At 74.2% G+C, this 26,535-nt stretch carries 19 protein-coding genes and 1 tRNA gene; 10 read left to right on the top strand and 10 right to left on the bottom strand.

The genetic code is table 11. The features are described from left to right. Positions 1-177 precede the first annotated feature (177 nt). Complete coding sequence (locus tag ABD973_RS02195; protein WP_345504432.1) at positions 178-1,575, bottom strand: cation:dicarboxylate symporter family transporter; 1,398 nt, start codon at positions 1,573-1,575, stop codon at positions 178-180. 106 nt (positions 1,576-1,681) lie between these two features. Between ABD973_RS02195 and ABD973_RS02190 the strand changes: the two genes are divergently transcribed. Together ABD973_RS02190 and ABD973_RS02185 are read left to right on the top strand one after the other, a co-directional pair. Next, the gene (locus ABD973_RS02190; RefSeq protein WP_386382109.1) at positions 1,682-3,280 is read left to right on the top strand and encodes a sensor histidine kinase; all 1,599 of its coding nucleotides are present in this window, start codon (positions 1,682-1,684) and stop codon (positions 3,278-3,280) included. Next, on the top strand, positions 3,277-3,975 hold the full coding sequence (locus tag ABD973_RS02185) for a response regulator (RefSeq protein WP_125602623.1): 699 nt from the start codon (positions 3,277-3,279) through the stop codon (positions 3,973-3,975). Before ABD973_RS02190 ends, ABD973_RS02185 begins: the two co-directional genes overlap by 4 nt. Here the strand turns inward: ABD973_RS02185 and melC2 are convergent. After that, positions 3,933-4,778: a tyrosinase MelC2 gene (gene melC2, locus ABD973_RS02180; protein ID WP_125823468.1), complete on the bottom strand. Its 846-nt coding sequence runs from the start codon at positions 4,776-4,778 to the stop codon at positions 3,933-3,935. The genes ABD973_RS02185 and melC2 overlap by 43 nt on opposite strands. Then, on the bottom strand, positions 4,778-5,170 hold the full coding sequence (gene melC1, locus ABD973_RS02175) for an apotyrosinase chaperone MelC1 (RefSeq protein ID WP_125602627.1): 393 nt from the start codon (positions 5,168-5,170) through the stop codon (positions 4,778-4,780). The genes melC2 and melC1 overlap by 1 nt, the downstream gene beginning before the upstream one ends. Before the next feature lie 298 nt (positions 5,171-5,468). Between melC1 and gad the strand changes: the two genes are divergently transcribed. Further along, positions 5,469-6,860 carry a glutamate decarboxylase gene (gad, locus tag ABD973_RS02170; RefSeq protein WP_345498025.1) on the top strand — a complete coding sequence of 464 codons (1,392 nt, stop codon included), beginning with the start codon at positions 5,469-5,471 and terminating at the stop codon, positions 6,858-6,860. Between the two features lie 42 nt (positions 6,861-6,902). On the opposite strand, the gene ABD973_RS02165 is transcribed toward gad, so the two are convergent. From ABD973_RS02165 to ABD973_RS02155, 3 genes are all read right to left on the bottom strand, one after another. Continuing rightward, on the bottom strand, positions 6,903-9,410 hold the full coding sequence (locus ABD973_RS02165) for a DEAD/DEAH box helicase (RefSeq protein WP_345498023.1): 2,508 nt from the start codon (positions 9,408-9,410) through the stop codon (positions 6,903-6,905). A 94-nt stretch (positions 9,411-9,504) separates the two neighbouring features. Next, the gene (locus ABD973_RS02160; protein ID WP_345498021.1) at positions 9,505-11,172 is read right to left on the bottom strand and encodes a sigma-70 family RNA polymerase sigma factor; all 1,668 of its coding nucleotides are present in this window, start codon (positions 11,170-11,172) and stop codon (positions 9,505-9,507) included. Positions 11,173-11,248: 76 nt separating this feature from the next. Next, complete coding sequence (locus ABD973_RS02155) at positions 11,249-14,509, bottom strand: DEAD/DEAH box helicase (protein ID WP_345498019.1); 3,261 nt, start codon at positions 14,507-14,509, stop codon at positions 11,249-11,251. Positions 14,510-14,751: 242 nt separating this feature from the next. On the opposite strand from ABD973_RS02155, the gene ABD973_RS02150 reads away from it, so the two are divergent. Both ABD973_RS02150 and ABD973_RS02145 read left to right on the top strand, forming a co-directional pair. Then, positions 14,752-15,390: a bifunctional 4-hydroxy-2-oxoglutarate aldolase/2-dehydro-3-deoxy-phosphogluconate aldolase gene (locus ABD973_RS02150; RefSeq protein ID WP_241253469.1), complete on the top strand. Its 639-nt coding sequence runs from the start codon at positions 14,752-14,754 to the stop codon at positions 15,388-15,390. Continuing rightward, entirely contained in the window at positions 15,387-16,358 is a 972-nt protein-coding gene (locus tag ABD973_RS02145) for a PfkB family carbohydrate kinase (protein WP_125823473.1), read from the top strand. Before ABD973_RS02150 ends, ABD973_RS02145 begins: the two co-directional genes overlap by 4 nt. Here the strand turns inward: ABD973_RS02145 and ABD973_RS02140 are convergent. Continuing rightward, a complete protein-coding gene (locus tag ABD973_RS02140; RefSeq protein ID WP_345498012.1) occupies positions 16,355-17,584 on the bottom strand; it encodes a serpin family protein in 1,230 nt (409 codons plus the stop codon). The genes ABD973_RS02145 and ABD973_RS02140 overlap by 4 nt on opposite strands. A gap of 67 nt (positions 17,585-17,651) precedes the next feature. Next, positions 17,652-18,986 carry a glycoside hydrolase family 18 protein gene (locus tag ABD973_RS02135; protein WP_125824305.1) on the bottom strand — a complete coding sequence of 445 codons (1,335 nt, stop codon included), beginning with the start codon at positions 18,984-18,986 and terminating at the stop codon, positions 17,652-17,654. A 235-nt stretch (positions 18,987-19,221) separates the two neighbouring features. On the opposite strand from ABD973_RS02135, the gene ABD973_RS02130 reads away from it, so the two are divergent. Continuing rightward, complete coding sequence (locus ABD973_RS02130; protein WP_345498008.1) at positions 19,222-20,304, top strand: NAD(P)H-dependent amine dehydrogenase family protein; 1,083 nt, start codon at positions 19,222-19,224, stop codon at positions 20,302-20,304. After that, entirely contained in the window at positions 20,301-20,780 is a 480-nt protein-coding gene (locus ABD973_RS02125; protein ID WP_125603312.1) for a carboxymuconolactone decarboxylase family protein, read from the top strand. The genes ABD973_RS02130 and ABD973_RS02125 overlap by 4 nt, the downstream gene beginning before the upstream one ends. Before the next feature lie 99 nt (positions 20,781-20,879). Here the strand turns inward: ABD973_RS02125 and ABD973_RS02120 are convergent, their stop codons facing one another. Together ABD973_RS02120 and ABD973_RS02115 are read right to left on the bottom strand one after the other, a co-directional pair. After that, a complete protein-coding gene (locus ABD973_RS02120) occupies positions 20,880-22,532 on the bottom strand; it encodes a GMC oxidoreductase (RefSeq protein WP_345498002.1) in 1,653 nt (550 codons plus the stop codon). 161 nt (positions 22,533-22,693) lie between these two features. Then, positions 22,694-23,152, bottom strand: a complete 459-nt coding sequence (locus ABD973_RS02115) for a DUF4352 domain-containing protein (protein WP_125823477.1) — start codon at positions 23,150-23,152, stop codon at positions 22,694-22,696. 130 nt (positions 23,153-23,282) lie between these two features. Here ABD973_RS02115 and ABD973_RS02110 point away from each other — a divergent pair. The 3 genes from ABD973_RS02110 to ABD973_RS02100 all read left to right on the top strand — a co-directional run bounded on the left by ABD973_RS02110 (position 23,283) and on the right by ABD973_RS02100 (position 26,425). Further along, positions 23,283-23,359, top strand: a tRNA-Trp gene (locus tag ABD973_RS02110). Between the two features lie 334 nt (positions 23,360-23,693). Beyond that, complete coding sequence (locus ABD973_RS02105) at positions 23,694-24,014, top strand: hypothetical protein (RefSeq protein ID WP_345498000.1); 321 nt, start codon at positions 23,694-23,696, stop codon at positions 24,012-24,014. 29 nt (positions 24,015-24,043) lie between these two features. Continuing rightward, positions 24,044-26,425, top strand: coding sequence for a tetratricopeptide repeat protein (locus tag ABD973_RS02100; RefSeq protein ID WP_345497998.1), 2,382 nt, complete (start codon positions 24,044-24,046; stop codon positions 26,423-26,425). Positions 26,426-26,535 lie beyond the last annotated feature (110 nt).

The following is a 26,535-nucleotide window of genomic DNA, read 5'->3' as shown; positions in this document are numbered from 1 at the left end:
TCAGACGCGCCGCCCCTGAGGGAAGTACCTTTTAGCGCAGCAGAGTTGAAGATCACATGGCCGAAAGTGGCGGTTCGCGGCCGTTCGTGGGCGTATGGGGCGGGGTCCGGCCGGGCTGGGCACCGTGGGGGCGAGCCCTGCCGGGCCGGAACCCGCGGGTGTGCGGGGCCCGGAGGCTCAGGCCGCCGGCACACCGTCCTTGGGGCCGGCCGCCGGACCGGGCACGGCCGGCGCGGCGGGCTCGGCCGGCGCGGCGGGCTCCACCGCTTCACCGGCCGCGGTGTGGCCGTCGTCCACCAGCGTGGTCTCGTCGAAGGGCAGCCGCCCGGCCAGGACTTCGGCGGCCCGGACGCGGTCGAACTCCTTGGTCCACGTCCCGATCAGGACGGTGGCCACCGCGTTGCCCGCGAAGTTCGTCAGCGCCCGCGCCTCGCTCATGAAGCGGTCGATGCCCACGATCAGGCCCACCCCGTCGACCAGTTCGGGCCGGTGCGACTGGAGGCCGCCCGCCAGGGTGGCGAGGCCCGCGCCGGTGACCCCGGCCGCGCCCTTGGAGGCCACGATCATGAAGAGGAGCAGCGAGACCTGTTCGCCCAGGGCCAGCGGCTTGCCCATCGCCTCCGCGACGAAGAGCGAGGACATGGTCAGGTAGATGGCGGTCCCGTCCAGGTTGAACGAGTAGCCCGTCGGCACGGTGATCCCGGTGACCGGGCGGGAGACGCCCAGGTGTTCCATCTTCGCGATCAGCCGCGGCAGCGCCGACTCGGAGGAGGAGGTCGACAGGATCAGCAGGAACTCCCGGCCCAGGTAGCGCAGCAGCGCGAAGACGCTGACCCCCGTGCAGACCCTGAGCAGGGTGCCCAGCACCACGAAGACGAAGATCAGACAGGTCGTGTAGAAGCCGATCATGATGACCGCGAGGGACTTCAACGCGTCGATCCCGGTCGCCCCGACCACCGCCGCGATGGCCCCGAAGGCACCGACGGGGGCCGCCCACATGATCATCGCCAGTACGCGGAACACCAGCTTCTGCACGTGCCCGATCCCGCGCAGCACCGGCTCGCCCGCCCGGCCCATCGCCTGGAGCGCGAACCCGCACAACAGCGCCACCAGCAGCGTCTGGAGCACCTCGCCCCCGGTGAAGGCGGAGACCAGGGTGGTCGGGATGATCCCCAGCAGGAACTCCTGGGTGCTCTCCGCCCCGCCCGCCTTGGCCTGCGCCTCGCCGGCCCGTGCCGCCGCCTCGGTCAGGTGCAGTCCGCTGCCCGGCTCCAGCAGGTTCCCCACCAGCAGCCCGATGGCCAGCGCCACCGTGGACATCACCATGAAGTAGCCGAGGGCCAGCCCGCCCACCGCGCCGACCTTGGCGGCCTTGCGGACCGACCCGATGCCCAGCACGATCGTGCAGAAGATCACGGGCGAGATCATCATCTTGATGAGGTTCACGAAGCCGGTGCCCAGCGGCTTGAGCTCCACGGCCACGCCGGGTGCGGCGAAGCCGACGGCGATGCCGAGCAGCACCGCGGCGATCACCGCGATGTAGAGGTAGTGGGTTCTGTCGCGTCTGGCGGCCATGTCGCGCTCCTGGGTGGTGAGGTCGTTCCGGGAGACCATCGCCCAGCCTGTGACCCCGGTCACCCTTGCGTTCATTGAGTTCACGGCCCGGTGCACACTGAGCGCCATGTTCCGCTTCCCCCGGCCGCCCCGCAGCCTCGCCGGCCAGCTCTTCGCCATGCAGGTCCTGCTGGTCGCGCTGGTCGTCGCCGGCTGCGCGGTCTTCGCGTACGCCACCGCCCGCGACCAGGCCGAGGACGCCGCCCGCCGGCAGGCCGGAGCGGTGGCCCGGGCCGTCGCGGACGCGCCCTCCGTACGCGAGGCCGTACGCGCCGGCACCCCCGGAGCCGATCCCTCCGCCGCGCTCCAGCCCTACGCCGAGCGGGTGCGCACCGACTCCGGCGTGGACTTCGTGACGATCATGGCCCCGGACGGGCGGCGCTGGACGCACCCCGACCCGCGCCGCATCGGCGAGCGCTTCCTCGGCAACACCGCCCCGGCCCTGCGCGGCGCCACCTTCAGCGAGACCTACACCGGCACCCTCGGCCCCTCCATCCGCGTGGTCACCCCGCTCCGGGACGCGGACGGCTCCGTCATCGGCCTGGTCAGCGCGGGGATCACCGTCCGGGCCATCAGCGCCCGCCTCGCGGCGCAGCTCAGCGCCCTCGCCTGGGTGGCCGCCGGGGCACTGGCCCTCGGCGCGGTGGGTACGTACGTGGTCAACGCCCGGCTGCGCCGCCACACCCACGGGATGGACGCCGCCGGGCTTAGCCGGATGTACGACTACCACCAGGCGGCCCTGCACGGGGTCCGGGAAGGGCTGCTGATGCTCGACGGCCGGCGCAGGATCACCCTCATCAACGACGCGGGCCGGGAACTGCTGGGCCTGCGCGGGGAGGTCGACGGCACGGGCGTCGCCGACCTGGGCCTGCCCGCGCCGCTCACCGGGGCGCTGCTCGCCGACCGGCCCCGGGTGGACGAGGTGCACCTAAGCGCGGAGCGGGTCCTCGTCGTCAACAGCTCGCCGGTGGCCGGCGGCGGGCGCCGCGGCACCGTGGTCACCCTGCGGGACCACACGGAACTCCAGGCGCTGGCCGGGGAGCTGGACCACGAGCGCGGGTTCACCCAGGCCCTGCGCTCCCAGGCGCACGAGGCGGCCAACCGGCTCCACACCGTGGTCTCCCTGATCGAACTGGGCCGCAGCGAGGAGGCGGTGGAGTTCGCCACCGCCGAACTCGAGCTCGCCCAGGCGCTGACCGACGAGGTGGTCGCCGCCGTGGGCGAGCCGGTGCTGGTCGCCCTGCTGCTCGGCAAGGCCGCCCAGGCGCACGAGCGCGGCATCGAGCTGGTCGTCACGCCGGAGTGCGGGGCGATCGAGACGGGGCCGGGGGTGCCGCCGGCCCGGGACCTGGTCACCGTGCTCGGGAACCTCGTCGACAACGCCCTGGACGCCCTGACGGGGGTCCCGGGCGGCCGGATCACCGTCACCGTGCGCCGGGACGCGGCCGGGCTGCTGCTGCGGGTCGCGGACAACGGGCCGGGCCTGCCCGAGGGGGTGGACGTCTTCCGGCGGGGCTGGTCGGGCAAGGGGGAGGGGCGGGGCCTGGGCCTGGCCCTGGTCCGGCAGGTGGCCCAGCGGCACGGCGGCACGGTGGAGGCCGGGGACGCCCCCGGCGGCGGCGCGGCGTTCACCGCGCGGCTCCCGCTCGCGGGCGGTGCGGCGTGAGCGGGCCGGTGCGGGTCCTCGTCGTCGAGGACGACCCCGTCGCCGCCGACGCGCACGCGCTCTACGTCGGGCGGGTGCCCGGCTTCACCGCCGTGGCGGCCGTCCACTCCCTGGCCGAGGCCACCCGGGTGCTGGAGCGCACCCCCGTCGACCTGCTGCTGCTCGACCTCACCCTCCCCGACGGCCACGGGCTGCGCTTCGCGCGCGGGCTGCGGGCGGCCGGCCATCCCGCCGACGTGATCGCGGTGACCTCGGCGCGGGACCTGGCCATGGTCCGCGAGAGCGTGTCGCTGGGCGTGGTGCAGTACGTGCTCAAGCCCTTCGCCTTCCCCACCCTGCGCGAACGGCTGCTCCGCTACGCCGAGTTCCGGGCCGCCGCCGGTGAGGCGGCGGGCCAGGACGACGTGGACCGGGCGCTCGCCGCACTGCGTGCGCCTGCCTCGGCCCAGCTGCCCAAAGGACTCAGCGCCCCGACCCTGGACCGGGTCGCGGCGCTGCTGCGGGCGGCGCCCGGGGGGCTGACCGCCGCGGGGGCGGCCGAGGCGGCCGGGATCTCGCGGATCACCGCCCGCCGCTACCTGGAGCACCTGGTGGACACCGGGCGCGCGGACCGAACGCCCCGGTACGGCCAGGTGGGCCGCCCCGAACTGCACTACCGCTGGCTGGCGGCGGCCGGCTCGGTGTCGAACGTGTAGAACTTCCGGTGGTCGAGCATGTCCGCCGGGGTCACGTCGTTCCACGGCCGCATCGTGTCGCGCAGGTCGACCACGTTCGGGGTGCCCGCGGCGGGCAGGTAGGGGGAGTTCGGGTTCTTCGCCTGCCAGTCCGCCCAGAGCTTGTCCACGAAGGCGTGGTGCATCCAGAAGACCGGGTCGTTGGGGGAGACGCCGGTGCCCATCTGGCCGCCGACCCACACGTGCACCCGGTTGTGGAGGTTGGCGCCGCGCCAGCCCTCCAGGTTGTTGCGGAAGCCGCCCGAGGAGCTGTTCCAGGGGGCCATGTCGTAGACCGGCATGGCCAGTACGGCGTCCACCTCGGCCCGGGTCGGCAGCTGGGCGACGCCCTCGCCGAGTGCGCGCCGCAGGTAGGAGCGGCCGTCGACGCGGACCGCTATCTCCCACTTGCCCGTCGCGTAGGCGAAGGGGCCGTCCATGACCTGCCCGTCGCGGGCGCGGCCGGTGCCGCCGAGGAAGTCGGCGGCCCAGAGGGAGGAGCGGGAGGTGCGGTCGGCGGTCCAGTCCCAGTACGGGAGCGAGACGCTCTTGTCCACCGCCTGAAGAGCCGCTTCGAACTCCAGCAGAAAGCGGCGGTGCCAGGGGAGGAACGAGGGGGAGCGGTGGCCCACCCGGTCGCCCGAGTCGGTGTCGCTCATGATGAAGCCGTTGTGGGTGGTGACGAAGCGGTCGTAGCGGCCGGTGCGCTTCAGTTCGAGCAGCGCGTTGGTGAAGGCGCGCTTCTCCTCGGCGGTCAGCGTGGCCTGGTTCTTGCGGACGGTCATCACATACCGCCCATCTGCATCGGGGCGAGCTGGGCGCCCTGGAGTTCGCGCACGGCGGCCCGGGCCAGCGAGGCGGGGTCGGCAAAGGTCTCGTAGTGGTTGACGACGCTGATCCAGGTGCCGTCGGCGTTGCGCATGACGTGCAGCTCGCGGCCGTCTATGCGGACGGTCGGCGTCCCGGCGCCGCCGTGGTGGCCACCGTGGTGACCGCCGCCGGTGGCGGGGGATATCTGGATGCGACGGCCCTGGTACACCTCGTCGACGGTGCCGGCCGGGGTGGTGGCGGCACGGGAGTCGGTGGCGGCGGCGTGCGCGGTGGCGCCGGCGATGCCGAGGACGGTGAGTGCGCCGGCAGTGGTGCCCAAGGCCTGCCGACGGGTGATCTTGTTCATGGCGGAAGAACTATCAGTGCCTGTACGACAGTTGACCGCTATCCGGACAACGCCGGATAAGTTCTATATAGAACCATTTGAGTGATCTTCCCGTCCGGACCGGCTCCAGTGGCCCGGACGGGAAGATCTACGGAAGGAATGCTACTCGACGGTAATTTTTTCGGCCGACCGGGGGTCCCTATGGAGGGGGTCACACCCCGTAGTCGGCCGGAAGCAGCGCCGGAAACCGCCCCGCACGACCGGTCCTCCACGGTTCCTGGAGCCGGAATATGTGGCGGTTTGCCCTTATAGTTCCGATATGGCTCTCCATCAGACGAAGGACACGCACGGCATGGACGACGGGACGGACGTGTTCGCGTCCGCCCTGAGCGGCCAGGTCCTCCCGAAGTACCGGATCCCCGACGACCACTCGCCCGCCGAGGTCGTCTACTCGCTCCTGCACAACGAGCTGCTCCTCGACGGCAACGCCGCCCAGAACCTGGCCACCTTCTGCACCACCTGGTCGGACGACGCCGTGCACCGCCTGATGAACGAGTGCCTCGACAAGAACATGATCGACAAGGACGAGTACCCGCAGACCGCCGAGATCGAGGCCCGCTGCGTCAACATCCTGGCCGACCTCTGGAACGCCCCGCCCGGACACGTCGGCACCGGCTGCTCCACCACCGGCTCCAGCGAGGCCGCCATGCTCGGCGGCCTCGCCCTCAAATGGCGCTGGCGCGAGCGCCGCCGCGCCGAGGGCAAACCCGCCGACCGCCCCAACCTGGTGTGCGGCCCGGTCCAGATCTGCTGGGAGAAGTTCGCCCGCTACTTCGACGTCGAGCTGCGCCAGGTCCCCCTGGAACCCGGCGCCACCGGCCTGCGCCCGCACCAGCTCGCCGGGTACGTCGACGAGAACACCATCGGGGTCGTCGCCATCCTCGGCGTCACCTACACCTGCGACTACGAGCCCGTCGCCGAGATCGCCGCCGCCCTCGACCGGATCCAGGCCGAACACGGCTGGGACGTCCCCGTCCACGTGGACGCCGCCAGCGGGGGGTTCGTCGCCCCCTTCCTCCACCCCGACACGGTCTGGGACTTCCGGCTGCCCCGGGTGGCCTCCGTCAACACCTCGGGCCACAAGTACGGGCTCGCCCCCCTCGGCGTCGGCTGGATCGTCTGGCGCACCGCCGACCTGCTCCCCGCCCAGCTCGTCTTCGACGTGGACTACCTGGGCGGCGACATGCCCACCTTCGCCCTCAACTTCTCCCGCCCCGGCGGCGAGGTCATCGCCCAGTACTACCTCTTCCTGCGCCTCGGCCGCGGCGGCTACCGGCGCGTCCAGCAGGCCTGCGCCGACACCGCCCGCTACCTGGCCGCCGAGATCGAGGGCATGGGGCCCTTCACCCTGCTCTACGACGGCCAGGGCGGCCTGCCCGCCGTCTCCTACACCCTCACCGACCCGGCCGGAGCCGGCTTCAGCCTCTACGACCTCTCCGACCGGCTGCGGATGCGCGGCTGGCAGGTCCCCTCGTACCCGCTGCCCGCCGACCGGCAGGACACGGTCGTCCAGCGCGTGCTGATCCGGCACGGGGTGACCCGCGACCAGACCGCCCTGCTCGTCGACGACCTGCGCCGGGCCGTGGAACACCTCACCGCCACGCCGCAGCCCGTCCCCGCCGCCGCACCCCGGTCCGGCTTCCACCACTGACCGGCGGCCCGCCGGCTCCTACGCGGAGGCGGCCGCCGGCTCCTACGCGGACGCCGCCGCGGACGCCGGCTCCGACGCCGCGGACCAGCGCATCCCCAGCTCCGTCAGCGCGGCCACCCGCTCCGGGGCCAGCCCCGCCGCCCGGGAGCGCTGGTTCGCGATCCACGCCCCCAGCCGCAGCTCCCGCCCCCCGACCGGCTCCACGTGCGTGCGCGGCACCCGCAGGTGCCCCTCGCGGGCGTGGAACCGCCGGGCCGCTTCCAGGTGCTCCGCCCAGGCGTCGGCATGGCTCCGCCGCGGCGGCGGACGCTCCGCCTCCGCGGCCGGCGACAGCCCCAGACCGTGCTCCAACAGCCACCGCTGCGCCCACGCCAGCCGCTCCCAGCCCAGCCGCTGGGCGCGCACCCACAGCCCCAGGTCCTCGCCCTGGACCACCACCGAGCCCGGCCCGAGCGGCACCGCACCGCCCGCGTCCAGATGGGCACGGGTCAGCCGGAACGCCCGCTGCCAGCCGATGTCCCACGCCGGGCACCAGGACGCGTCGATCTCCTCCAGGGCCTCCCGGCGCTCCTGCGGCAGCGCACCCGGCCCCTCCCGCCGGGCCGCGGCCCGGTTGTTCTTCATCCACACCCCGACCGGCACCCCCCGCCAGGTGGCGTCCACCGGCGGCAGCAGGTGCCCGTGCTCGGCCGCCCAGGCACGGGCCGCCGCCAGCCCCTCCTCGAAGGCCACGTCGAAATGGCTCCACACCATGCCGAGTTCCTCCAGCTCACGGGTCCGCTCCCGGCCCAGCGCGCCCCTGCGGTACGTGCGCCGCGCGTCCGCGATCCACTGCCCCAGCGGGAACCCCGCCAGCGCCGCCGGCCACTCCTCCCGCGCCGCCGGCACCCGGAACGCGAACGGCACCTTCAGGTCCCCGGCCGTCGCCGCGTAGACCCGGGCCGCCTCGACACCCCGCCGCCACTGCGCGTGCTCCGGGTTCAGCACGCGCAGCCGGATGAACGCCGCCAGCAGCGCCGGATCCCGCGGCACCGAGAAGCTCAGCAGCGCCCGCGCACCCGCCCCCGGGCCCGTGCCGGTCCCGGCCGCCGCCGGGGACTTCGCCGCCGCGCTCGGCGCCTGCGGCTGGGCCAGGCCCTCCACCAGCCTGGAGTCGTGCGCCCGCAGCGCCTCCAGCAGCCGCGCGAGGTCCCCGTACGCCCGTGACGTCAGCATCGACTCCGGGGACTCCCCGGGCCCCAGCAGCACCGGCACCACCAGCGAGGCCACCTTCCCCTCGCCCGGCCGTATCCGCAGCGCCCGGCCCACCGCCTGCACCAGGTCCGGCATGGAACCGCGCACGTCCGCCCAGAAGACGGAGTCGCACTCCTTGGTGTCCACCCCCTCGCCCAGCACCCGCACGCTGCCCAGGAACGCCTTGTCCGCGACCCGGTCCGCGGCGAAGGCCTCCAGCACCCGGCGCCGGTGCGCGGCCGTGTGCTGCCCGCACAGCCAGTCCGCCCAGACCGTACGCGGATACACCGGCCGCACCGACCGGCTGGTCGCCCGCAGCCGGGCCGCGACCGCCGGAAGCCCCGCCGCGAACGCCTCGGCCTCCTTCGTCAGGTGATGGAACACCAGGGTCCGCCGGAAGCCCTGGTCCGCCGCCGCCTTCACCAGGGCCGCCTGGAGCGCCGCCAGCCGCATCCCGCGCACCCGGTCCGAGCGGCCGTCGGCGCCCAGCAGCACCGCCGACTGGAACCCCGGGTCGCTGACGTCCACGCACACCACCCGGTACGGGGCGCAGACGCCCCGGTCGATGGCCTCCGACAGGGACAGGGTGTAGCAGCGGGCGCCGAACGGCCCCTGGGGATCGTCCTCCATGGACGCGACCAGCTCGCCGCGCCCCCGCGGCTCGGCGCCCCCGGCCGTCTCGGCCGCGAACGCGCCCGCCCCGGCCTCCTCCTCCGGCTCCTCGGCCTCCTCGCTGTCCTCGCCGTCGCGCCACACCCGGGGCGTGGCCGTCATGTACAGCCGCCGTACGGACGGGATACGGGTGTTGTCGTGCACCACCGCCCAGGGCTTGCCGATCCTGCCCGAGGTGCGGTGCGCCTCGTCGACCACGACCAGGTCCCAGGACGGCAGCCCCGCCAGGTGCGCCCCCTCGATGGTCCCCAGGCCCAGCGACGCGTACGTGGCGAACACCGTCAGCCGCTCCACCGGCCGCGACCCCCACCGGGCCAGCTGCCCCGGGGCGGTCGTGGTGGGCACTCCCACGTCCTCGCCGCGCAGCGAGCACACCGCGAGCGCCCGGCCCGTACGGCCCCCCTCCCGCCAGGCGGCGACGGTCTGCACGAGCAGATCGAGGGAGGGGACCAGCACGAGCACCCGGCCCGCCCGCAGCTCCTCGGCCGAGCGCACGGCGACCAGGGACTTCCCGGACCCGGTCGCCATGATCACCTGCGTCCGCAGGCCCCGCTCGGGCACCCGCCCGGTGGCGGGCAGCTGGAGCGCGCGCACGACCGCGTCGACGGCCTCACGCTGATGAGGGCGCAGCTCCTGCTTCGGCATACACCCACCTCACCCGCGTTGATCTGCTCGTTCCGCTCCAGCTCCTATCTTGCCCGGATTCTGAGTCAAAAAGGAGCAGGGGCGGCGGGCCGGATCAGCGCGCCCCGAAGTTCTGCGTCCACCAGGGGCCGCCGGAACCGGTGTGGATGCCCACGCCGATGTCCTTGAAGGAGCAGTTGAGGATGTTCGCCCGGTGGCCCGGGCTCTTCATCCAGGAGTCCATGACGGCCTGCGCGGTCTGCTGGCCCTTGGCGATGTTCTCCCCGTACGTCGACCACCGGTACCCGGCGGCCGTCGTCCGCGCCCCCGGGTCGGCCCCGTCGGGGTTGGTGTGGTCGAAGAAGTCCCGCCGCGCCATGTCGTCGGAGTGCCCCTGCGCGGCGCTGCGCAGCTGCGCGTCCTCCTTCAGCGGGCCGCAGCCGGCCGCCGCGCGCTCCTGGTTGACCAGCGCGATGACCTGCCCCGCCACGCCCGCCGGAGCCGGGCCCGGGGCCGGCGGGGCCGGGGGCTTCGCGGTGCTCTTCGCCGGCGCGGGAGCCGCCGAGGTCTTCGCGGCGCTCGCCGAGGCCGACGGGGAGGCCGAAGCGGAAGCCGACGCGGACGGCGAGCCCGACGCCGAAGCGGAAGGCGAGGCGGAGGCGGAGCCCGACGGCTGCGGCGCGCCGGAGTCGGGCGCCGACAGGGCGGCCAGCGGCGAGCCGGGCGCCCCGCCCGCCTCGGTCTTCTTCGCGCCGGGCAGCTGCCCGAGGTACACCAGGCCGCCGCCCGCGACGCACGCGGCGACCACCGCGCCGCCGATGGCCCGGCGCCGGCTCCGGCGGCGCCTGCGCTGCGCCGCGCGGCCGTCGGGGCCCTCGCCGCCGGCCTCGGCCCCGCCCTTGCGCCGGGCGGCGCGGCCCGGGCCGGACACCACCGGCGAGAGCTGGGTCGCGGCCTCCGCGAAGGCCGCGTTCGCCGGGGCGGCACCGGCCGCCGCGGCGGACCGTACGCCCGCCAGCAGCGCCGCCGTCACCGGCACCAGGGCCAGACCCGCCAGCAGCCCCTCCGCCGGCACCAGCCCGTTCCACAGCCCCGAGCAGCGCAGGCACTCGCGGGCGTGCCGGGCTATTCGCTTGCGCCACAGCGCGGACGGCCGGCCGTCCCAGGTGCCCGTCATCGCCCGCAGCCCCTCACAGGGCGGCTGCGTCTCCAGGGCCCGCTCCACCACACGGGCCGACTCCAGCTGCGCCTTCATCCGCTGCACCCGCACCGCCGTGTGCTGCGGGGTCAGCTCCAGCGCCGAGGCCACGTCGGCCCGGGTCAGCTCGCCCGCGCACTCCAGCCACCACAGCGACAGCAGCGCCCGGTCGTCGGGCTCCAGCCAGCGCGTGGCCCGGGCCGTCTCGCGGCGCTGCCCGGACAGGTGCAGCCGCGTGACCGTCAGGTCGGCGAAGTCGGCGCCGGGGTCGGCGACGTCCTGGGCGGCCTCCAGCCCGCTCTGCCCGGGGCCGCCGCTCGTGGCCTGCCAGTGCGCCCGTACGCGGTTCATCGCGATGGCCACCAGCCAGGACCGGAAGCTCTCGTCGCTGCGCAGCGTGCCGAGCCCGTCGAGTGCCCGCAGCATGGTGTCCTGCACCACGTCGTCCACGTCGTGTGACCCGTTCAGAGCCCGCCCGACCACGTTGTAGACCAGCGGCAGATGGGCACTGACCAGCTCGTCCTGCGCGCGGGGGTCGCCCGCGCGGGCCGCTGCCACCAGCTCTGCCGTGTGCTGTGTACTCATGTGAAGTTCCCTGTCCGTACCGGCGGTCGATGTTGCCCGATAACTGGGAGACCGTCGAGTGGGGCCCCGATAACGGTTATCCGGAAGAATTTCTTTCGCCGTGACCGGACGGGCTCCAGGAGTGGGACGGCAGGGACTCCGCCAGGGTGGTGAAGAAGCGCTGGTCGCGCCAGGCGTCGCGGTTGCCGATCACGAACAGCCGGCGCTTCGCGCGGCTCACCGCCACGTTGAGGAGGTTCGGGCGGGAGGCCGCCCAGGCCCGGGCGCCCGGGCGGCGCGGGTCCGTGCCGAGGACCAGGACGACGACGTCCGCCTCCTTGCCCTGGGCGGTGTGGACCGTGCCCACCCGCCCGTGCGGCACCAGGTCCCGGCAGGCCCGCCGCGCGCCCGCCGCCACCTGCCGGAACGGGCTGATGACGAAAACGTCCCGGGCCAGGTCCACGCCCCCCTCGTCCCGCAGCCGCTCCAGCACCCGCCGCAGCGCCCGGCCCTCCTCCGGGATCCAGTGCCCGTCCGCCTCCGAGCCGACGACGTCCACCCAGCTGCTGGCCGGCCGGTACGCGTACGGCTCGCGGGCCCCCGGGTCCACGCCCTGCACCATCAGGCCGTCGTAGGCGACGGCGTTGCTGACCGAGAACATCGGGTCGTCGCACCGCCGGTGCACCCGCAGCGGTGCCCCGACCCACACCTCGTGCCCGCCGTCGGGCAGTTCTGCCGGCAGCAGCGTGCCGTAGCGGTTGGCGCGGTCGGCCAGCCGCTGCACCGACGTACGGCCCGGCGCCCACTCCTCGGCCACTCCGGACTCCTCGCGCAGCGCCCGCTGCGCCGTCCACGGCAGCACCACCACCGGCTCCAGCTGGAGCGGGTCGCCGACGACGACCGTGCGCCGCGCCCGCCATACGCCGCCCACCGCCATCTGCGGGGTCGCCTGCCCGGCCTCGTCCACGAACAGCCAGCCCAGCGCCTGTGCCCCCAGCCGGCCGAAGACCCGGTCCAGGGAGGCGAACGTGGTCGACACCACCGGCACCACCAGGAACAGGCTCTGCCAGGCGGCCCGCACGTGCGCCTCGGGCACCGTCCCCGGCACCGTGCCGACGACCGCGTCCATGCCGGCCATCAGGTTCGCGTACATGGTGCGGGCGGTGCAGCGCAGGAACGCCCGGTGCAGGTCGAGCGCGGCGAGGAACAGCTCCGTGCGGGCCCGCGTGATCTCCGGGTCCGACCAGGGCGCGGAGCGCTCCCGCAGCGGGTCGTCCGTCAGCCAGGCCCCCTCCGGCACGAAGCCCTCCCACCGGGCGCGGGCCGCCCCGACGGCCTCCTCCATGCGCGCGGCGCGGTCACGGGCGGCCTCCGCGGCTCCCCGGGCCCCGTCCAGGCGCGCGGAGGCGGCGGCCACGCGGGCGCGTACGCCGTCCAGCCGGGCCCGCTCCGCGTCCTGCTCCCGCCGGGCGGCGGACACGGCCCCCGCCGCCACGGACTCCTCCGCGTGCCAGGCCCGGGCGGCCCTGCCCAGGGTGAAGAGGCTGACGGAGAAGCCCGGGCGCCGGGCCAGGTGCTCCCGGTGCGCCTCCTCGGCCCGTTCCAGCGACCGCCGTACGCCGGCCAGCGCGTCCTCGGCCGGCGGCAGTTCCTCCCGGGCCCGGTCCAGCGCCGCGGTGTCCCGGTCGACCGCCTCCCGGGTGTGGCGCAGCGCCTCGTACGCCGCCGGCAGGCCCTCGTACGCCGCCGCCGCGTCCGCACGCTCGCCGCGCAGCCGCTCGACCTCGGCCAGCGCGTCCCCGAACCGCTTCCGGGCCTCGGTCCACACGCCGGTCTGCGGGGTGTCGCGCCACTGCCGCAGGAGGTGGGCGAGGCCGTTGCCGCTGTCGATCCAGGGGTCGCGCAGGCCGCGGCGGCCCTGCTGCGGCGCGGGCGGCGGCGCAGGCGCGCCGGCGTCGGTGCGGCGGTACTTGCCGTGCCAGAAGCGGTTGACGAACTCCAGCCGGTTCCGCTTGCTGCCGAGCCGGGCGGCGACCGCGCCCCACGCGGGCTCGCCCTTCAGCAGCCGGGTGGCCTGCTCGGCGAAGTAGTCGGCGTCCTCGCGCCAGCGCGCCCCGAGGGCGGCGCGGGCGGGTATCTCGGTCGAGATGTTCTCGACGGCGCCGTTGTTCGCGGAGGCGACGACCATCTCGAAGCCGGTGAACTCGGCCCGCAGCGGGGTGACCGTGCGGGTGTGGTCGCCGCTCTTCCACACGTACGGGGACTGCCGCTCGAACGCCTCGGACGGCAGCCGCAGCGCGGCGAGGCGGCGGGCCCGCTCGACGACGGCGGCGGCGAAGCAGTCGCGCAGCATGGTGGTCTTGCCGGTGCCGGGCGGGCCGTTGACGGCGAAGATCCCGGCGGTCGGGGCGAGTTCGCAGTGCACGGCGTTGACGGCGAACTGCTGGCTCAGCGCGAGCGGGTGCCGGGCGTCGGCCGGCCAGCGCCCGGCGGGGGTGCGCTCCGGCGCGACGCCGGCCAGCGCCGCCTCGGGCTGCAGCCGCAGGTCGACGCGGTTCGCCCGGTCGAAGCCGGAGTCGGGGGTGAGGTAGGCGGCCAGCCCCGCCCCCGGCTCCTCGCGGGCGAGCACGGCCGCCACCCGGTCCAGGTCGGCGGCGATGAAACTGTTGAGGAAGTCCTGCTGGTCGGCGGCGTCGGCCTGGTCCAGCCGCACGGGGACGCTGCGCACCCGCACGGTCGCCGGGTCCAGCGCGACGGAGACCCCCCAGGTGCGGGCCAGTTCGCCGGTGAACTCCAGCAGGTGGCCGGCGGAGACCACCCCCGGCCCGAGGGGGGAGTCCCCCTCGCCCCCCACGGCACCGGCGGGGTACCGGACGGGGTCCCCGAGCGCCCCGGCCCGCCGGCCCCAGGCGTCGGCGTCCTCCTGGAACCCGTCGAGCCAGCCCGGGGTGCCGGGGCCGGGGGCGACGGCGCGGCCGGTGGCCCAGGCACAGGAGGAGAACACGGCGGAGTCCAGGAGGAGCCGCCCCCGGTCGGTCACGGTGAGGGCGAACAGCGCGCTCTCGCCGTCCATCCGGCCGTCGTGGTCCTCGCCGCTCTCCCCGAACACGTCGAGCAGGGTGTCGCGTACGGAGCCGAGGGCGAACACCCCGCCGTAGACGACGTGCTGCCACCCGTACCCGCCCTCCAGCGGAACCGCCCGCACCGGATGGCCCGCGTCCCACGGCATGGGCCGCCCCGCCTCGACCGGGTACACCCGGTCCCGGACGGAGAGGGCGGGCACCTTCTGCGGACTGAACAGCTCCACCGCCCGCCAGTACCCCACCACCCCGCTGCGGCGCCGCCGCTCGCCCCCCATAACGCCCACTCCCGTCATCGGTGATCAATACGTCGCACCCTACGGGCCCGGTGACGGTGGGTCAGGCGGTTGCGAGGTTCGGGGGAGCGGAGCGCGGCCCGCGCGCGGGTACCCCGGCCGTGGCGGCGCAGGACCGGGCGGGCGAGGGGTGACCGGACGGCGCCGCACTGTGTATGGTCTAGACCATCAAGCCGGGCCGTGTGACGTACCGTTCCACGCCGCTGAGCAGCCGGGAGGGTTCCTTGTCCTGCCATCCGTACGCGGTGCTGGCCGCCCAGCGCCTGCTCCCGGTGCTGCGCAGCGCCGACGCCGACCGGGCCGTGGCGGCCGCCGCGCGGCTGCTCGGCGCCGGCTGCCGGACCGTGGAGCTCACCACCTCCACCCCCGGCTGGGCCCGGGCCGTCACCCGCGCCGCCGGGCTCCGCGACGCCCGCGGGCGGACCGCCGTCATCGGGGTGGGCACGGTGACCACCGCCGCCCAGGCCCGGGCGGCCCTCGAAGCGGGCGCCGCGTTCCTCGTCTCCCCCCACCCGGCCCCCGAGGTCCGCGAGGCCGCCGCACGGCACGGGACGCCCTTCCTCGAAGGCGGCTTCACCCCCGGGGAGATAGCCGCCGCCGTGCGGGACGGCGGCGCCGCGAAGGTGTTCCCCGCCCACGTGGGCGGGCCGGACTTCATCCGCTCCCTCAGGGCCGTGCTCCCGTCCGGGGCCCTGCTCGTCCCCACGGGCGGGATCCGGCCCGGCGAGGTCCGCGCGTGGCTCGACGCGGGCGCGGCCGCCGTCGGCGTCGGCAGCGGCCTGCCCGACGACCCCGGGGAACTGGCCGCCGTCTTCGCGGAGCTGGCCGGACCCTGCTGCGGCGGGGAGGGGTGCCGGCCGTGACCGCCCCGCGCTACGACGTCCTCGTCCTCGGCGAGGTCCTGGTCGAGGTCCACGCCGGCACCGCCCTGCGCGACGCCGCCGACGGCACCCCCGCCCGCATCTCCTACTCCGGCGACGCCCTCAACGCCGCGGCGGCGGCCGCCGCGGCCGGGGCCCGCACCGCGCTGCTGACCGTCGTCGGGGACGACGAGCTGAGCGTCCCGCTGCTGCGCCGCGCCGCCGAGCTGGGCGTGGACACCGCCCACGTGCACCGCGCGCCCCGCCCCAACGGGGCCTACCTGCTCTGCGCCGACCCCGACGGGGACCGCGAGTTCGTGTACTGGCGCACCCGCAGCGCCGCCTCCACCCTCTCCCCGGCCCACGTCGAGGACTGGCTCCCGCTGCTGACCGGCTGCCGGGCGCTGATCACCAGCGGTATCACCGGCGCGCTCTCGCCGGGCAGCCGCGCGGCCGTACTGGCCGCCGCCCGCGCCGTCCACGCGGCGGGCGGGCACGTCACGTACGACCCCAACCACCGGCCCCGCCTGACCGGCCGCGCCGAGGCCCGGTCCCTGCTCGCCGAGGTCGCCCCGCTGACCGGGCTGCTGAAGACCTCCTGCCCGGCCGACGCGCTCGCCCTGGTCGACACCGCCGACCCGCCCGCCGCGGCCGCGCGCTACCGGGCGCTGGGGGCCCGCGCGGTGGCCGTCACCGCCGGAGCCGGGCGGCTGCTGCTGGACGACGGCACCCGGGCGGCGTACCAGCCCGTCCCCGTGGACCCGTCCCCGGTCGACACCACCGGCGCCGGTGACTGCTTCACCGGCACCGCCACCGCCCGCCTCGCCCTGGGCGACCCGCTGGCCCGGGCGGTGGCCTACGGGGTGGCGGCGGCGTCCCTGTCGGTGGCGGGCCGCGGTGGCACGGGCCGGGTGCCGGCCTTCACGGAGACGGCGGCGCTGGCGGCGCGGGTGGCGCAGGACACTCCCTAGTCGGCCCAGAACTCCGCCTCCTCGGCCTCCCGGTCCGGCTCCTCGTACGGGAGGGGGTCCGTGACCCAGCCGGCCGCCAGGACCAGGCGGGAGGTGCGGTGCACGGCCAGGAAGCCGAAGGGGCGGTCGACGTACGCGTGCGCGTGGCGGGTCCGGTGGCGCAGGTGGGGAATGCCGGCCCCCACCGCACCGAACGCCGTCACCGCGGCCGCCTCGAAACCCGTCGCGTGGAAGCGGGCGACCGCCGACTGCCGTGCCGAGCCGATGGCCAGGGGCTCGGAGCTGATCCCGGGAAAGCTGCCGGAGCCGCGGCCCGTGGCGGCCACCAGGCCGAACAGCCCTGCACGGGCCAGGAGATCGTGGTCCGCCCGGACCTCGAAGGCGGGCGTCGCGATGCTGAGCCGGGGCTCGGGCGACTCGGAGCGCACCGTCCTGACGGTCAGGCCCGGGCCCGGGTTCCCGTCGGGCAGCAGGCTCGCGGGCGTCCAGGGACGGGCCCGGGTGGCGGCCTCGATTCCTGTGGTCAGGACGGTGCCCGGCGGCGCGTCCGGCCCGCCCAGGACGAGGTGGACGTCGACCCCGGTGTCCCCGACGACCTCCAGCAGGGTGACCGGACCGGCGGCGCCGTGGGCCACCTTGGCGCGGTCCAGCAGGGAGGTGCTGCGGTGCAGCACGACCAGTTCCCGGCCGGCCCAGGGGCCTTCGTGCATCTGCTGGGGCCACTCCTGGAACGGCCGGATCCACTTCAGCCGCAGCGCGAGCGCCGAGGCCAGGACGAGCCGGACCGCGTCCGGCCCCTCGGGCAGCGCGACCGGCATGCGTTCGATCAGGCCGTCCGTCCGCTCGGCGGCCCACGCGTCCAGCGACTTGCCGTCCGCCTCCGGGTCGCCGGTCAGGGTGCCGCGGGTGGCGTCCGGGAGGCGGGCCGTCCAGGGGGCCTCCAGCGGCAGGTCCGCCGCGGCCCACAGGCCCGTGGCCGCCCGCAGGCCCCGTACGCCGGCCAGCGCTGCCAGCAGCTCCCGCCCGGCCCCCGCCGCGTCCCCGGCGGGTATACCGAGGGCCTGCTCCAGCTCCGCGCGGGCCGGGCCCGCCGCGCCGTCCGCGAGCAGGGCCAGCAGCGGCCACACCCCGGCCGCGGTGAGGACCGTACCCCCGTCCCCGCCGGCGGCTTCGGCGGCCCAGCGCGCCGTGAGCCGGTTGACCGCCCGTACCGTCGAGTTCCTCATGCAGGGGAGGGTACGTGGTGGGGCGCCGCCGGGCCGGACCGTTGCTCCTCGGCCCGGCGGCGCCGGTTCAGCGGCCGCGCAGGCCCTGGTCGACGGCGGAGGTCAGCTCCCCGTCGGCGGTGTCGGCGTCCAGGGACCAGAACATGGCGCCGCCCAGGCCCTGTTCGCGGACGTACCGGGCCTTCGTGCGCAGCACCTGCGGGTCGTCGTACGTCCACAGGGTGGTGCCGTCGAAGAGCCAGGCGTGGCCGCCCCGCCGGTCGCGGTGCAGCCGGAAGGTGCCGGAGGCGGCCAGCTCCTTCAGCTCCTTGTAGTCCGCGTATCCGGCCGCCCACTTCGCGGGTGCCGGTCCCGTGGCGGGCTTGCCCATGCCGTCACCGCCGCCGGTGACCCCGGTCCAGCCCTGCCCGTAGAACGGCATGCCGACCACCAGCTTGCGGGCCGGTGCCCCGCGCCGCAGCCAGGAGTCCACCGTGCCGTCGACGCTGAAGTCGCCCCGGGCGTACAGCGCCGACTGCTGGGCGGTGGTCTTCTCCCCGGACACGTGGAAGTCGTAGCCCTGGAGCGTGACGAAGTCGAGGTCGCGCATGATCCGGCGGACGTCGAAGCCCGCGTCGATCTTGGCGGGGGCGGCCGGGACGAAGGCCGTCAGCTCGTACGGGCGACCGCGCTCGCGCCCGAACGCGTCGAGCTGGGTGCGGAACTCGTGCACCAGCTCGGCGAAGTTGCGCTTGTCCTCCGGCCGGAACCTGGTGTCGGTGTCGCCCTCCGAGCCCGGCCACTCCCAGTCCAGGTCGATGCCGTCGAAGACCCCGGCGGCGGCGCCGGCCCCGCCCCGGGCGCCGTCCTGCGGGAGGTTCCCCTTGAGGTAGAGGTCGATGCAGGAGCGGACGAGGGCCTTGCGGGAGGCGGGGGTGAGGGCCGCGTCCGAGAAGTGGGTGGACCAGCTCCAGCCGCCCAGCGAGATCAGCACCTTGAGGCCGGGGTGCCTGGCCTTGAGCTCCTTCAGCTGGTTGAAGTTGCCGGCCAGGGGCTGGTCGGCGGTGTCGGCGACACCGTCCACGGAGTTCGCCGCGTCCAGCGGGCGCGCGTAGTCGGCCCAGGCGTCGGCCTCGCCGGCCACGTTGCCGGTGAAGCACCTGCCGTCGGCGCCGATGTTGCCGAACGCGTAGTTGAGGTGGGTGAGTTTGCCGGCGGTGCCGTTCGCCTCCAGGTCCTGGACCTGGAAGTCGCGTCCGTAGACGCCCCACTGGGTGAAGTAGCCGACCTTCCGGTACGAGCGGTCGTGCCCGCCCGCCGGATCCCGGTCCCCGCTCCCGGCGGCCGCCGCGGGCGCGAAGGCGGTGAGCAGGGAGAGGGAGCAGGCGGCGACGGCCAGCCGGCCGAGGGTACTGCGGCGCATGGGGCGCGTGGGACGCATGGGCTTCCTTTGCGGATGCGGGGGAGTGGTGCTCCTGAGCCGTGCGGGGACGGGCGCGGCCCTGCACCGGCGGCGCCCGTCCCACCCGGGAACGTATTGGTCTGGACCATCCCGGTCAAGGGGGTGTTCACCCGTGCGCGCGACACGGCCGCGGCCCGTCCGAAAAACCTCCTTCACGACGCTGGGCACCTCCACGCCCCCTCGCTACCCTCCGCGCATGATTCCCACGGTGGTCTGGGGCACCGGCAACGTCGGCCGCGCGGCGATCCGCGCCGTCGACGCCCACCCGGCGCTCGAACTCACGGCAGTCATCGTCCACGACCCCGCGAAGGCCGGCCGCGACGCCGGCGAACTCGCGGGCCTGGCCCACCGGCTGGGGGTGGCGGCCACCCGAGACGTCGAAGCGGTGCTCACCACCCGCCCGGCCGCCGTCGTCTACGCGGCCTCCGGCGACATCCGCCCCGACGACGCCCTCGCCGACATCACCCACGCCATCACCGCGGGCGCGGTCGTCGTCAGCCCCGCCCTCTACCCCCTCTACGACCACCGCAGCGCCCCGCCGGAGTTCCGCGACCCCGTCCTGGCCGCCATCGCGGAGGGCGGCGGCTCGCTCTTCGCCTCCGGCGTCGACCCCGGCTGGGGCAACGACGTGCTCCCGCTGCTGATCAGCGGCCTGGGCACCACCGTGGACGCCATCCGCTGCCAGGAGATCTTCGACTACTCCACGTACGACCAGCCGGACTCCGTACGCCACCTCGTCGGCATGGGCCACCCCATGGACTACGAGCCGATGATGCTGATGCCCTCGATCCCCACCATGGTGTGGGGCGGCCAGATCCGGATGATGGCCCGCGCCCTCGGCGTCGAACTCGACGAGATACGCGAGACCTCCCAGCGCCGCGCCCTCGACACCACGGTGAGCACCCCCTCCATGGGCGACTTCGAGGCGGGCACCCAGGGCGCCATCCGCTTCGAGGTGCAGGGCGTCGTCGGCGGCGAACCCCGCATCGTCATCGAACACGTCACCCGCATCCACCCCTCCTGCGCCCCCGACTGGCCCGTACCGCCCGGCGGCGGCGCCGGAGCCCACCGGGTGGTCATCGAGGGCCGCCCGCGCATCGAGGTCACGGTCGAGGCCACCGACGAGGGCGAGAACCGCTCGGCCGGCGGGAACGCCACCGCCGTCGGCCGCCTGGTGGGCGCCATCGACTGGCTGGTGGACGCGGAACCCGGCCTCTACGACGCCCTGGACGTCCCGCTGCGGCCCGCAGTCGGCAGACTCGGAAGGAAACAGCCATGAGGATCGACATCCCCGAGGGTCAGCACCCGATCGAGTACGTGTGGGGGGACATGGTCCCCGGCATCGGCATGGCCGCCGCCAACTTCTCCCTGTCCGTGTACGCCCACACCACCCTCGGCCTGCGCGAGTTCGAGGCCGCGCGGCTGCGCATCGCGCAGATCAACGGCTGCGTCTTCTGCCTGGACTGGCGCACCGACCGGGACGGGGAGAAGGTCGAGGAGGAGTTCGCGGACGCGGTCACCGCATGGCGCACCACGAAGGCGTTCGACGACCGCACCCGGCTCGCCGCCGAGTACGCCGAGCGCTACGCCCTGGACCACCACAACCTGGACGAGGAGTTCTGGGCCCGCATGACCGCGCACTACAGCCAGCTGGAGATCGTCGAGCTGAGCATGAGCATCGGCTCCTGGCTGGCCTTCGGCCGGCTCAACCACGTCCTGGGCCTCGACAGCGTCTGCGTGCTGCCCGGCGGTTGACCGGTGACGCCCCGGCTCCCGGCGCACCGCCCGGGGCCGCCCGGAGTGTCCGGACGGCCCCGGTCACCGGCCCGCTCGCGGGCCGGCCCGCGGACCCGCTCAGAGGTCCGTGGCGATGATCTTCTCGATGTTCCGCTCGGCGAGGGCCGTGATGGTCACGAACGGGTTCACGCTGGTGTTGCCGGGGATCAGCGCTCCGTCGATGACGTACAGGCCCGGGTGCCCGTGCAGCCGGCCGTAGTTGTCCGTGGCCTTGCCCAGCACCGCACCGCCCAGCGGGTGGTAGGTGAGGTGGTCGCCCCAGACCTTGTTGGTGCCGAAGAGGTCGGTGCGGTAGATCGTCCCCTCCTTGGCGTTGATCTTGTCGAAGATGGTCTTCGCCATGTCGATGGACGGCTGCTTCCACGCCGTCTGCCAGTCCAGCTCGACCTTCCCCGCCGCCGCGTTCCACGAGAACCGGGCCCGGTTCGGGTTCTTGGTGATGGAGAGGTAGAAGGACGCGTACGTCTCGATCCCCGTCGGCAGCGGGGCCACCTCGGCGAAGGCGCCGCCCGCGTCCCAGTTGTCGATGCCGCCGCAGGGGATGGAGGCCTGCACCTTCCCGGTCGGGTCCCACATGTGGTTGGCGCGGCCGCACATGACGTTGCCGTTGTCGCCCCAGCCCTTGCCCACCTCGTCGTTCAGGTTCGCCAGCGCGCCGGTCGCCTTCAGCCGCACCAGCAGCTTGCTCGTGCCGACGCTGCCGGCCGCGAAGAACACCCGGCCGGCGGTGACGGTCTTGGTGGCGAGGACGTCGCCGGTGGTGGAGAGCTGCTCCATGACGACCGTGTAGCCGCCACCGTCCGAGGGGGAGACGGTGGTGACCCGGTGCAGGGGCGAGATGGTGACCTTGCCGGTCGCCCGGGCGGCGGCCAGGTAGGTCTGCTGGAGGGACTTCTTGCCCGCGTTGTTGCCGTAGAGGATCTCCCCGTCCACCGCGGACTTGGGGACGGTGCCCGCCACCTCCTGCTTCATGTAGTCCCAGTCGTAGACGTCCGGGACGAAGACGAACGGGAACCCGGAACGCTGGGCGTGCTTGCGGCCCACGCGGGCGAACTGGTAGCAGTCCACCGTCTCGAACCAGTCGGGGTCGATCAGGCCCACCCCGAGCCCGGCGTTGGCCCGCGGGTAGTAGGTCCGGTACATCTCCTCGGCGTCCACCGAGGGCAGGATGGCCGCGAAGTTCTGCCGCTTGGGGGTCACGGCCATGCCGCCGTTGACGAGCGAGCCGCCGCCGACGCCCCGGCCCTGGTAGACGATGATGCCGCCCATCTCCTCGGCATCGAGGATGCCCGTGTAGCGGGGGACGTCCTTGTCGATGGGGAAGCCGAGGAAGTTGCTGAGCGGCGCCTTGGTCCGGGTGCGCAGCCAGTACGAGCGGTAGTCGGGCTTGGTGGTGTTGGCGAAGATCTTGCCGTCACTGCCGGGGGTGTCCCAGGCCATGCCCATCTCGGCCATGTGCACCGGGACCCCGGCCTGGGCGAGCCGGAGCGCGGCGACGGAGCCGCCGTAGCCGGTACCGATCACGAGGACCGGGACGCGGGCCCCGGATTCGATGGGACCGGCGGTGGTGGTGGCGGTGGCCGGTTCGGCATGGGCGGGGGTGACGTTGACCGTCAGTGCCAGCGCCCCGAGAATAGAACCAGTTCCAGCGATGAATCCACGGCGGGAGACACCCCCGGATACCTTGTTGTGCAGGCCTTTGTCACTCATGTGACGTTCCTCACTCTCGACGGAGTGGGAACAAGTTCTACTGGCGAACGCCTGCTAAGTCACTACACGCGTCGCAGCAACTTCCGGCTGATTCCGGCCCCTTGACGCGGCGGCTCGGGAAGACTCGGGCCGGCTCCGGACGGTCGGACGGTCGGGACGGCTCAGGAGAGGCTCCACTGCCCGACGTCGTCACCCAGCCCCGCGTCCAGCGCGAACTGCACGGCCGCCAACCCGGCGCCCTCCGGAACCCGGAAGGTGACGAAACCGGATGCCGAGTCCCCGGGGTCCAGGCTCACCGTCTCCGGCAGGCTCGGCCCCGCCCCGGTCGCGGCGGCCGTCCCCGTGAACCGCTGCCCCGCCGTGTCGAGCAGGTGCGCGGCCGGCGCGGGGGAGTCCTCGTACGGCACCGACCCGGTGTTCTCCAGCCGCAGCTCCACCGCCACCAGCCGCTCGGCGTCCGCCCGGCCCGCGGGGTCCACGACCCGGGTCAGCGTCACGTCGACCCGCTCCCCGGGCCGGTCCCCGTCGAGGGACACGGTCTCCCCGGACCCGTCGGGCCCGGCACCGACGAGCAGCAGCACGAGCAGGGGCCCCAGCAGACGCCCCGGACGGTGACGCACCACGCCTCCCGGCCTCGCCGACCCACCCCCTCCCCGCCCACGATCCTCCGCCGGCCCGGCTCCCGCCACCGGCGACGCGGCAAATGGATTGGATCTTCCGGCCGCTTCATGGCAGGGTGTGACCCACCGAAGGGGTATAGCTCAGCTGGTCAGAGCGCTGGTCTCCAAAACCAGATGTCGTAGGTTCGAATCCTGCTACCCCTGCCATGCCTGACCAGGCATCTCACGTACAGCGGGCTCCGGGAGAACACTCCCGGAGCCCGTTTTGTCTTCTCCTGGGGACAGGGTGGGGACAATCCGGTGGCGTGCCCCGCAGGAGGGCGAAGAGGGCGATTTCCTCACGGAGGGCCACGCGCGTCCCTATGCTCCTCTGCTGACGCCATGAGCCTGCCTGTGGGGGGACGCCTTGGACCCGGAAGCGCTCGACCTCGCCGACAGGGCGGGAACCTTGCTCGTACAGCAGGTGCCCTCCGGCAACTGGGAGCGTGTTTGCGCCGCAGTGGTGCGGCTGTGGCGGCGGTACCGCCGGGAGGATGCCCCCATGGTCGAGAGCGGGCTCGCCGGGATGCGCGACGAACTCCTCACGTCCGGCGCCGCCGCCGACCTGGCGGCCCGGCGCACGGCGGTCACAGCCTGGCAGATGCAGTTCCGGGCGCTCCTGGCGGCGGGGCCCGCGCCGGCCGCCGAGCTGCGGATGCTCGTGGCCGACGGCTTTCTCCTGTCGGCCGCCGATCGGGAGCCGTCGTATACCTGCGACGTGACCATGAAGGCGGTGGCGGAAGACCACGGCACCGTCCACCAGCTCGGTCAGGGCATCATGCACGTCACCGTCGGAACGCGGGCGCGGATCGAGGGCCGGTGAACCAGGAGCCCGAACCGGTTGGGGCCGGTATGCACTTCACCACCAACGTGAGCGGCACGGGCCAAGCCTTCGTGGCCGGCGGCGACATGATCGTGTTCGACGGGCCCGCCCCGGTTGCCATGGCCGCTCTGCCGGCGGCACCCGCGTACCTGGTCGGGCGCGCCGAGCAGCTCGACGCCCTGAGCGGGTTCTTCCTTGCCGCGCCCGAGGGGCCCAGCTTCACCAACATCGCGCTGATCACCGGGTTCGCCGGCTCCGGCAAGCGGGCCCTGGCCACGGCTGCCGCCCGGCAGGCACTGCAGAGGGGGCGTTTCACCGGAGGCGTCGTCTTCGTGGACCTGGAGCACGACGACGGCCAGCCCCTCAGTCGCGGTCAGGCACTGGCCTCGGCCCTCTTCTCGCTCGGCCTGCGGCACTCGGCTGAAATGGGCGGGTCAGACGCCGACCGCACATCCCTCTACCGCTCCCTGCTCCAGGACCGGGCCGTCGCTCGCGGTCCGGTCCTGGTGGTCGCGGACAACGCCTCTCGGCCCGACCAGGTGGACGTGCTGCTCCCCGGCAGCGGTGAGCACCGGCTCCTGGTCACCAGCCGTGAACTGCTGCCGATCGCCGGCGCACGCACCGTGGTGACGGGGCCGCTGGACGCGGCCGACTCGTTCCTGCTGCTGCACTACGCCGTCGAGCGGCGGGGCCTCTCCCGTATCGGCTCCATCGAGTCCCTCACGTCGACGGAGATCAACCATCTCCACGGCCTGCTGGAGCTGAGCGGGCTCCTGCCCGCTGCCATCACGGAGATCGCGCACCATTTCTCGCAGGACGGCGGGCTGACCGCAGAGGAACTCCTGGGCGACCTGACCAAGGCACTCGACTCCTACACGGAGGGCGGCCCCCCGGACGGGCCGTTGCTGGCTCCCCTGCGGCGCGGCTTCGACGAGACCTACCTGCGCCTCGGCCCCGAAGCCGCGGAACTGCTCCCCCTGCTCGGTCTGGTGCCCGGTCCGAACATCACGTCGCGACAGGCGGCCCACCTCGCCGGTCCGGACCGGGACGACATCCGCTCCCGGCTCGCCGCTCTCGCCCGGGCGCACCTCGTGGCGGAGGAGCGGGTCGGCTGCGACCGCTGGCGACTGCACCCCCACGCCCGCCGCGAGGCCACAGCCCTGGCCCGACGGCTCCCGCAGGCCGTCCGGGAGGCGGCGCAGCGGCGGCTGCTCGACGAGTACGCGCGGATCGCCCGGATCGCCGTCGAAGAAACGAACGGCGAGGGCTCCGCCCTCCACCTGCGTGCGGGACGCAAGGCATCCCGGGAGAGGTTCGAGGCCGAATGCCCCAACCTCGTCCCGGGCGTGGACATGGCCGTGTCGGCCGGCCTCGACCGGCACGCCGCGGAACTCGCCCTCCCGGTGTGCCAGCTCCTGCTGCACCATCACCGCTTCGACGAGCTGGCGACCTGCGCCAAGGCGGGAGTGGGCGCGGCCAGGCGTGCGGGCGACCGCACGACCGAGGCGGAGCTGTTGAACGTCCGAGGCGGCTGGCTTCGGAAACTGGGCGGGCACCATGAGGCGCTGGGACAGTACACGCAGGCCCACGACATCTTCGCCGCACTGGACGACCGGCCGGGCCGCGCCAAAACCCTCGGCAACATCGCCAGCATCCACTACGAACGAGGTGAGTTCGAGCAGGCCTACGTCATCTACCGGGAGGTGGCCGCAGAGTTCCTCGCGCTCGGAGACACCCGCCTCGAAGCCATGTGTCTGAAGAACGCCGGCGACACGCTGGCCGCTGCCGACGAGCTCGATGCCGCTCGGCACGCCTACACGGAATCGATCAAGGTGTACCGGCAGCGCGGGGACCTGGACGGCGAGGCAGAAGTGCTGAACTCCCTCGGTGAACTCCTGCGCTTCGCGGGACCACCGCAAGAGGCCCTGCCTTACTACAACCGCGCGTTGCAGCTGGCCGAAGACGCAGAGAACCCCGGCCTCCAGGGCGCGGCGCTCCGGGGGGCCGGCGAGTGCCTGATCGACGGAACGGCCCGCCGACGGCGCGAGGCCCTCCGGATGCTGCAGAGGGCCGCCGATCTCCTGGAGGAATCGGGGAACCTGCGTGCCCATGCCGCCGTCTGCGGCAGGATCGGCCGGCATTACTACGACACGCGCAAGTACGCCAGGGCCATCGACTACCTCCATCGGGCCGGCATCGTCCTCCTGCACGAGTTCAAGGACACCGACGCGGCCGCCGTTCCGCTCGGCCTCATGGACCAGGCACGCCGGGTGATGGAGGGACGAGGCCTCCTCAGAACACCGCTCAACTACCTCCGAGGCCAACGCCCGCCCCGCTCCTGGGAAGTCGGGCCGGGCCACGTGTTCACCCTCGAGCCAAAGCCGTGGACGGACGGCCTGTCCGACGGCTGAACCGCGGGCGCTCGCCCAGCCGGAGGTCCACCCGAGGCCCGTTCGTCCGTCGACAGAGTTCACTTCCACGGATCGAGGCACCCGCAGCGCCGCCGATCGGTACATTGCGT

It is taken from the genome of Streptomyces racemochromogenes, assembly GCF_039535215.1.
Taxonomy (GTDB): domain Bacteria; phylum Actinomycetota; class Actinomycetes; order Streptomycetales; family Streptomycetaceae; genus Streptomyces; species Streptomyces racemochromogenes.
The sequence above is the reverse complement of the archived record's forward strand: the minus strand, read 5'-3'. Positions and strand labels throughout refer to the sequence as shown.